At 61.5% G+C, this 2,826-nt stretch carries 2 protein-coding genes and 1 pseudogene; all 3 read left to right on the top strand.

Annotation, left to right across the window (positions count from 1 at the left end; translation table 11 throughout):
- Positions 1–774, top strand: a 774-nt coding sequence (locus tag ACO41U_RS09865; protein WP_485943598.1) for an ABC transporter substrate-binding protein, incomplete at its 5' end; no start/stop codon positions are given.
- Between the two features lie 140 nt (positions 775–914).
- A complete protein-coding gene (locus ACO41U_RS09860; protein ID WP_485943596.1) occupies positions 915–2,465 on the top strand; it encodes a Na+/H+ antiporter NhaC family protein in 1,551 nt (516 codons plus the stop codon).
- A 178-nt stretch (positions 2,466–2,643) separates the two neighbouring features.
- Positions 2,644–2,826 (top strand): annotated as a pseudogene (locus tag ACO41U_RS09855) (hypothetical protein); the annotation flags it as partial.

Genomic DNA, 2,826 nt, shown 5'->3' with positions numbered 1-2,826 from the left:
TTCGAACGGATCGAGTCCGACAAGAACCTGACCCTGCTGCGGCATCCCTCGAACCAGGTGGACTACATCGCCCTGAACTGCCAGCGCCCCGGCCTGAAGGACGTGCGCGTGCGCAGGGCGATCAAGATGGCCCTCGACATCCCGGGGATGCAGAAGGCCGTCTGTCGCGGCGTCGGCTCCGTCACGGGGAGTCCTCTGCCTCCAGGCATGCGCTATGCGTTGAAGGACGCCCCCATCCCTGCCCAGGACGTCGAAGGGGCTAAGAAGCTCCTGGCGGAGGCCGGGGTCAAGGACCTCAAACTTGAAATCTGGACCAACGAGTCGAAGGAGCGCATGGACGCAGCGACCATCATTCAGGGAATGCTGGAGGAGGTCGGCATCACCGCGGAGATCCGCGTCATGGAGTACGGCGCCTTCCTTGACGGCGTCCGCAAAGGCGAATGTGACCTCGCGATGAGCGGTTGGGGCAACAACCTTCCCGATCCGGAGTACTTCTTCGGACGGACGTTCCACTCCATCGCGATCGGCGCGAACAACTCGTCCCACTACAGCAATCCGAAGCTGGACGAGCTGCTGGAGAAGGGTCTCTCCGTCCCCGACGGTGAGGAGCGCGCCAAGATCTACGAGGAGGTCCAGCAGATCATCCTGGACGATGTGCCGGCGATCTTCTGGTCGGTCGGCGAGGCTATCGTCGGGATCAACAACCGGGTGAAGAACTTCGAAATGCACCCGAAGGGGTTCTATCGCCTCTGGATGGCGGAGCTGGATCACTAGCGGAAGCTTGCGCCCATGCCCGGTACGGGCATGGGCGCAGTCCGTACCGCCCCCTGCCGTTCGACCCCCTGTGACAAGTCCTATTGATCGTTGTTTTGCCTGGAACGAATGCATTTTCTATTCGAAGTGGTGATTTTATCATGGAGTACGGCTTTCTTTCTCTCATCCCACCGCTGACGGCTATCATCCTGGCCCTGATCACCAAGCAGACCGTGTTCTCCCTTCTGATCGGGCTCTGGATCGGCACCACCATCGTCTGCGGCTGGAACCCGATCGTCGCCTTCCCCACAATGATCTCCAAGTTCTTCATCCCCCTCATCGCCAACGAGTGGAACGCGGGGATGCTGATGCTGATCGTATCCTGCGGCGGATTCGTCTATCTCATCAAGCGATCTGGAGGCGCCAAGGCCTTTGGAGACTTCGCGGCCAGGAAGGTCCGGACGAGAAAACAGGCCCAACTGGTGGCCTACTTCAGCGCGTTCGCCTTCATCTTCACTGAGCCCACCCTCACCCTGGGCTCCATCATGCGCCCCATCACCGAACGTCTGCGCGTGTCCCGCGTGAAGTTGGCCTATATCTGCGACGTCATGGGCTGTCCCTTCGCGACCCTTTCGCCGATCACCAGCTACAGCACCTATGCCATTGGGCTGATCGCGACCCAGTTCACCGCCCTCGGAATCTCCGACAATCCCTGGAGCGTCTACCTCAGAGCGCTTCCCTTCAACTTCTACGCACTCTTCGGGATGCTCGCCCTGCTGGCCGTCATCGTGCTGAACCTGGACATCGGCCCCATGTATCGGGCCGAGCGGCGTGCCATCGAGACGGGCGAGTTGATCGGCCCCAACGACAGCCCCATGGGCAAGTACGATCTGGACGAGTCCAGGCTCTTCGCCAACGTGAACCTGGGAATCGCCAACTTCCTGGTTCCGCTGGGCGTGCTGTTCGCCACACTGATTGCCATGATCTTGTGGACCGGCGACGTACAGCTCAACGGGATCGGCGGGGCCTTTATGAACTCTAACATCGCGTTGTCCATCTCCACGTCCTTTCTGACGGCGTCGATCGCCGCGGGGGTCGTGGGCATGCGCTCCGGGGTGTTTCAGTTCAAGGACATCGTGCCGGAGTGGTGCCACGGCGTGGCGCTCAATTCGGATATCCCAATCATCCTGGTCCTGGCCTGGTCCATAGGGTCGCTCACCGGGGTGATGGACCTCAAGGGATACCTGATCGGCCTGGTCGAGAGCTTCGACGTCCCTGCCGGCCTGATGCCCGCTTTCCTCTTCGTCGTGGGGGCCTTCGTGGGGTTCTCCACGGGAAGCTCCTGGGGCGTCTGGGCCATCATCATCCCCATCTCCCTGCCGATTGCGCATCATTTCGGCGTGTCGATGGAGCTGATGATCGGCGCTTCCCTGAGCGGCGGGGTCTTCGGCGACCACTGCTCACCCATCTCCGACACCACGATCCTGGCCTCGACCGCGGCCGGATCGGACCATGTGGAGCATGTCCGGACCCAGCTCCCCTACAGCCTGACGGTGGGGGCCGCCTCCATCGTCGGTTTCGTCGTGGGAGGGCTTCACTCTCCAATGCTGGGCCTGTCGGCCACCGCCATCCTGGTTCTGTTGGCGCTGACCGTCCTCAACCGGGTTGCCAGATGGCAGGAGTCCAGGCTCGGGGCAAACGCTCGATCGTGATTTCAAGGAAGCGCTGATCAACTTAAAAACTTCTCAAAAGCAATCAAGGAGCACCAAACGAAGGGAATCCTTCAGCTCTGCCGGAGATCCCCGTTCAGCGGCTTCCCCGGAGGGCTCGGCGTTTTCTGAAAACTTCGGCCCGGAAATGTTCCGAGTCGATCAAGGCAGGTAGAGAACCATGAGTACGAGACAATTTTCCTGTACGGTCGTCAATGGCCTCACCGCGGTCCCCTCGGGGCTCGTCGAGGCCGACATCGGCATCGCGGACGGCAAAATTGCGGCTATGGCCGCCAGAGGGACGCTCGACGCGGGAGAGCGCGTCATCGACGCGGCCGGGATGCTGGTCCTGCCCGCCGTGGTC

The sequence above is a fragment of the Fretibacterium sp. genome (assembly GCF_057312375.1).
The sequence above is the reverse complement of the archived record's forward strand: the minus strand, read 5'-3'. Positions and strand labels throughout refer to the sequence as shown.

Excerpts from the sequence above, each read along its gene's own strand:
- ACO41U_RS09860 (WP_485943596.1), top strand. The coding sequence starts at position 915 with ATGGAGTACGGCTTTCTTTCTCTCATCCCACCGCTGACGGCTATCATC.